The organism is Enterovirga sp., from assembly GCF_028290205.1.
In the GTDB taxonomy this organism is placed as follows: domain Bacteria; phylum Pseudomonadota; class Alphaproteobacteria; order Rhizobiales; family Beijerinckiaceae; genus Enterovirga.
This window is the reverse complement of the sequence record NZ_JAQGKF010000007.1, coordinates 1-5,263: the sequence shown is the minus strand read 5'-3', so window position 1 is coordinate 5,263 and position 5,263 is coordinate 1. Positions and strand designations below refer to the sequence as shown.

6 protein-coding genes are annotated in these 5,263 nt (G+C 70.8%); 1 reads left to right on the top strand and 5 read right to left on the bottom strand.

Annotated features, from left to right (window positions below; all coding sequences use genetic code 11):
* Nucleotides 1-139: 139 nt before the first annotated feature.
* From JWR86_RS00505 to JWR86_RS00490, 4 genes are all read right to left on the bottom strand, one after another.
* Nucleotides 140-1,177, bottom strand: a complete 1,038-nt coding sequence (locus JWR86_RS00505; protein ID WP_299559191.1) for an extracellular solute-binding protein — start codon at nt 1,175-1,177, stop codon at nt 140-142.
* Nucleotides 1,174-2,247 (bottom strand): ABC transporter ATP-binding protein, encoded by a 1,074-nt coding sequence (locus JWR86_RS00500; RefSeq protein WP_299559188.1) that lies wholly within the window; start codon nt 2,245-2,247, stop codon nt 1,174-1,176. The genes JWR86_RS00505 and JWR86_RS00500 overlap by 4 nt, the downstream gene beginning before the upstream one ends.
* Nucleotides 2,247-3,110: an ABC transporter permease gene (locus JWR86_RS00495; RefSeq protein ID WP_299559185.1), complete on the bottom strand. Its 864-nt coding sequence runs from the start codon at nt 3,108-3,110 to the stop codon at nt 2,247-2,249. Before JWR86_RS00495 ends, JWR86_RS00500 begins: the two co-directional genes overlap by 1 nt.
* Before the next feature lie 120 nt (nt 3,111-3,230).
* Entirely contained in the window at nt 3,231-3,725 is a 495-nt protein-coding gene (locus JWR86_RS00490) for a hypothetical protein (RefSeq protein ID WP_299559183.1), read from the bottom strand.
* 112 nt (nt 3,726-3,837) lie between these two features.
* Between JWR86_RS00490 and JWR86_RS00485 the strand changes: the two genes are divergently transcribed.
* Nucleotides 3,838-4,638, top strand: coding sequence for an SDR family NAD(P)-dependent oxidoreductase (locus JWR86_RS00485; protein WP_299559180.1), 801 nt, complete (start codon nt 3,838-3,840; stop codon nt 4,636-4,638).
* Nucleotides 4,639-4,653: 15 nt separating this feature from the next.
* Here the strand turns inward: JWR86_RS00485 and JWR86_RS00480 are convergent.
* Nucleotides 4,654-5,263: MFS transporter (locus tag JWR86_RS00480; RefSeq protein ID WP_299559177.1), on the bottom strand; the 610-nt coding region annotated here is incomplete at its 5' end.

Below are 5,263 nucleotides of genomic sequence, written 5' to 3'. Positions count from 1 at the left end.
GTGCCGGGGGCGCGCGCGAGCGGACGGGCGGGGCGGCAGACGCGCCCCGCCATGGTCGGGTGTTCAGCGCCCCGGCCGGCCGGCCCCGCGGGGCAAGCCGGCGTCCCTCGGCAGGACGAGCGCGCGGTGTAGCGCGTGGTCAGGCCTTGAACTCCTTCGTCCAGAAATCGAGGATGGGGCCGCGCTCGCGCTGGATGTAGGCGTAATCGAGCGGCCGGAGCTTCGCCTGCTGGGCCTCGCTGAGGCTGATCTCCTTAGCGAGATCGTCCGGCAGCTTGGCGTCCCGGACGGTCGGCACGTAGCCCATCTTGTCCGCGAAGGCGACCTGGGCCCGCGGGTCCAGCATCGCGTCCAGATACTTCCAGGCGCTCTCCTTGACCCGGGAGTTCTTCGGCACGGCGGCCTCGAACAGGATCGGGATGGCGCCCTCCTCCGGCACCGCCCAGCTGATCGGGATGCCGGCCTTCTTCCACATGAAGCCGCGCGCCAGCCACATGGTGGACAGCCACACCTCTTCCGATTTCAGCGCCGCGGCGAGCGCCTCGTTCGACGGGTACACCTTGGGGTCGCGGGACTTCAGCTCCATCAGCAGCTTGTTGCCGGCCGTGTAGTCGTCAGGCTTGCCGCCGGCCGCGATGTTCGCGGCCGCCATGTTGAACGTATAGAGGATGTCCGAATAGCCGACCCGACCCTTGTATTTGGGGTCGAACAGATCAGCATAGCTCTTGGGCGGCGTGGTGACCTTGTTCGGGTTGTACAGGACAACCATGGCCGAATAGATGTGCGGGATGGAGTGCGGCTTGCGGAACACCGGCAGCACGGCATTGAGGCGCGGCACGGAGGCGGCCGGGACATCCTCCAGGATGCCGGCCTGGCTCAGGGCGAAGGAGTCGATGTCGTTGATGCAGGCCACGTCCATGCTGGAGCGGCGCGACCCCTTCTCCGCCATGAGCTTGGTGCGGCGCGGGTCGTTGTTGGCGATGTCCTGCGACACCTCAATGCCCTGCGGCTTCATCAGCGGCTGGTCGATGGTGGACGTGAGCAGCGAGCCGTAATCGCCGCCCCAGGTTCCGACGACGAGCTGGCCGGCCTGTGCGTGGGCAGGTCGCAGGCCCGATCCGAGGGCGAGCGCGGCGGCGGCACCGCCGGCGAGAGTGGTGCGACGGGACATCGTCATGGGGAGCTCCTGTCGAGAGGGTCGTCTGCCAGAAGGCGCGCGGCGGCCGGCTCCCAATGGAGCGCTGCCCGGTCACCGGATGCAAGTCGCCGCAGCGGATCGTGCGCCGGGGGCGTCGGCCGAACGGCCAGGATGCCGGTCCCGTCGAGATCCACGTGGTACTCGGTCTGGGCGCCCAGATAGGTCACCGACCTGACAGTGCCGACGAGGTCGCCGGCTCCCTCGGCCGGCGTGATCGCGACGCGCTCGGGCCGCAGCGCCAGCAGCGTGCCGGCGATGGCGTCAGGCGCGCAGGGCACCAGCGCGCCCTTGTCCAGCCGGAACCGGCCCTGACCTTCGAGGGTCCCGGCCAGGAGATTGCAGCGGCCCACGAACCCGGCCACGAAGGCGTTGGCTGGGCGCTCATACAGGTCCTCGGCCGAGCCGACCTGCTGCACGCGGCCGTTTTCCAGCACCACGAGCCGGTCGGACATGGCCAGCGCCTCGTCCTGATCGTGCGTGACGAACAGGGTGGTGAGGCCGAGCCGCTGCTGCAGCTCGCGGATCTCGAGCCGGACCTCGGCCCGCAGCTTGGCGTCGAGATTCGACAGGGGCTCGTCGAGCAGGAAGACCGCCGGGTTGATGACCAGGGCACGGGCCAGGGCGACGCGCTGCTGCTGGCCTCCCGAGAGCTCGCGCGGCAGGCGCTCCGCCAGGTGTTCGAGCTGCACCAGCCGCAGCGCCTCGCGGACCCGCGTGTCACGCTCGGCGCGGCCGACCTTCCGCATCTCCAGCCCGAAACCGACGTTTTGGCCGACGCTCATATGCGGAAACAGCGCGTAGGATTGGAACACCATGCCGGTGTTGCGCGCATAAGGCGGCGCCGTCGTGACATCCCGGCCGGCGATCAGCACCCGGCCGGCGCTGGGCTCGATGAACCCCGCCACCATCCGGAGCGTCGTGGTCTTGCCGCAGCCCGAGGGGCCGAGCAGCGACACGAACTCGCCCTCGGCGACGTCCAGGTCGACCCGCTCCACCGCGGTCGACGCGCCGTAGCGCTTGTTCAGGCCGTCGAGCTTGAGGGTTCCCATCAGACCACCCGAGACAGTTTCACGAAGCGGTCGGTGATCAGCATCATGGCCCCGATGGCGGCGATCTGCACGGTCGCGACGGCCGCGAGCGTCGGGTCCATGCGGAATTCGAGATAGCTCAGCATGGCGACCGGCAGGGTGGTGCGGCCCGGCCCGACCAGGAGCAGGTTGAGTTCGAGGTTCTCGAAACTCGCCACAAAGGAGAACAGCGAGGCGGCCACGATGCCGGGCCGCATCATTGGCAGGGTGATGCGCCGGAACACGGTCGCCGGCGGGGCGCCGAGATTGCTGGCCGCCTCCTCCGCGGAGCGGTCGAGCCCGGCGAGGCTCGCGCCCACCAGCCGCACCGTCCAGGGAATGGTCAGGAGCACGTTGGCCAGGACGAGCCCGCCGAGCGTGCCCTTGATGTCCTGGTCGAACAGGTTCTCGGCGGCCACGAAATAGAGGTAGAGCGCCGATCCGGCCACGATCGCCGGCACGGCGAGCGGGGCCAGCAGAAAGGTGTTCAGGACCTCGCGTCCCGGAAAGCGGCCGCGGGCAATGGCGAGGGCCGCCGCCGTGCCGACCGGCACGCCAATGGCGCTGGCCAGGAGCGCGATCTGCAGCGAGGTCACGAAGCCGCGAGCGAAATCCCGCTGCAGCCAGGCATTGGTGTACCATTTCAGCGTGAGGCCGGGCGGCGGCACGCTGACGATCTCCTGATCGAACACGGACACGATCGCCACCGTGACCATCGGGGCGAAGATGATGGCGTAGGCCGCCACGAGCAGGATCCGGAAGACCAGGCGGGCGAGCCCGTCCGTCCAGGCCGAGGGCGCGAGGCCACCCGGCGCCGGTGTTTGCGTGGTCAGCGTCGCACTCATCCCGCTCACTATGCGGGCCGGGGGCCGGCCGGCAAGATGGCAACCGGCTTTCCGGTGGGCGCCCCCGCCGCAACCTGCGGCGGCGGAGGTTTGCGACCCGCCCGCGCCCCGAAGCGGCCCTCAGGCGCTCGGGTCGCGCCCCCGCACGCGGCCGCTCTCGTACAGGATCACCGGCCGCGGCCCGGCGAAGCTGACGCCCAGATCCAGCGTGGTCGACCCACGGGCGGCGGTGCCGCGGGCGGGATTGCGGACCTCGTAATCGATGGTGGATTGCGCGCCGCAGCGCAGCTGCGCCGCGTTGCAGGTCACCTTCAGCGTGCCGGGCCGGTGCTGGTAGCGGCGGACGGGCCAGAGCCGGACCATGCGGCGCTTGGCGTCGGCGAGCTGCGCCTGGGTCAGCGTCTGGCCGTAGAACCGCACGGTCGGCCCGTAGGTGAACGGCACGGCGGAAGCGGCCCCGTCGCTTTCCAGCGACCAGGAGCGCAGGTAGCTGTGCGCGATCTCGGCCGTGCGGGCCTGAAGCTCCGTCATGTCGGGCCGGGGCTGCGCCGAGCCGGGCGCGGCGGCCAGGGCCGCGAGCGCCAACCCGGCGAATCCGGAGATCTTGGCGGCCATGACCGTTCTCCTGTCGGCAGACAACGGCGGCGGCGGCCAGCGGTTCGGCCGGCATGGCTGCCGACCGGGCTCTCCGCTAAACCCGTGGAGGAAACGCGAGCGGGGGACGGGGATGGATCTGCAGCTTGCCGGAAAGGTCGCCGTGGTCACGGGCGGCAGCCGCGGCATCGGCAAAAGCGCGGCCGCCGCGCTGGCCCGCGAGGGCGTGGACATCGCGGTGGTCTCGCGCGATCCGGAGATCGGGGCGAGGGCCTGCGGCGAGATCGCCGGCGCCACGGGCCGTGAGGTGCGCTTCTTCGCGGCCGATACCGGCTCGGACGCGGAGGTCCAGGCCGCCGTGGCGGCCATCATGGACGCCTTCGGACGCATCGACATTCTGGTCAATTGCGCCGCCCAGCCGGCCGGCCAGAGCCGGCCGCCGGCGCTGGCGGAGGTGACGGATCAGTATTTCTGGGACGACGTGAACGTGAAGGTCGTCGGCTACCTGCGCATGGCCCGGGCGGTCGCTCCGCACATGAAGGCGCAGGGCTGGGGCCGCATCATCAATGTCAGCGGGCTCGCGGCGCGCCGGACGGGCTCCATCGTGGGCAGCATCCGCAACGTCGCGGTCGCGGCCCTGACCAAAAACCTGGCCGACGAACTCGGCCGCAACGGCATCAACGTGACCTGCCTCCACCCGGGCCTGACCCGCACGGAGAAGACGCCCGGCGTGCAGCGCCGGCTGGCCGAGGCCCAGGGCGTGGCCGTGGAGGAGATCGAGCGCCGCATGGCCTCCGGCAACACGATCGGGCGGCTGATCGAGGCCGACGATCTCGGCCCGGTGGTGGCCTTTCTGGCCTCGCCCCTGTCCCTGGCGATCACGGGCGAATCGATCGCCGCCGGCGGTGGCGAGCCGGGCGTGATCCACTATTGAGGCGCGCGCCGCGCCTCAGCGCTCCGGCCGGGTCGACGGCAGAAGGAAGGTCAGCAGCCCGGCGGCGGGCAGCCAGGCGGTGAGTCGGAACACCTCGACAATGCCGATCCGGTCGGCGAGGGCCCCGAGACCCGCCGCCGCGATGCCGCCGAGGCCGAAGGCGAGGCCGTAGAACAGCCCGCCGACCAGGCCGACGCGGTGCGGCACGAGGTCGATGGCGTAGATCAGGATGGACGCGAACGCGCCCGCCATGATGAAGCTCACAAGGACGCTGAGCACGCCGGTCCAGAACAGGTCGGCATGGGGCAGCAGCAGCGCAAAGGGCAGCGGCCCGAGGATCGACAGCCAGATCACGCGGTCGCGCCCGATCCGGTCGCCCACCATGCCGCCCACGATGACGCCGCCCGCCCCGACCACGAGAAACAGAAACAGCATCAGCTGGGAGGCCTGCACGGAGACCCCGAACCGCTCGATCAGGTAGAAGGTGTAGTAGGACGTGAAGGCGGCCGTGTAGGCGTTCTTCGAGAACAGCAGCAGAATCAGGATCGCCATGGCGGCCGCGATGCGGCCGGCCTGAACGCGCGCGGCCGGCGGGGCGGCCGGGTTGCGGGCGGCGGCGGCCGCC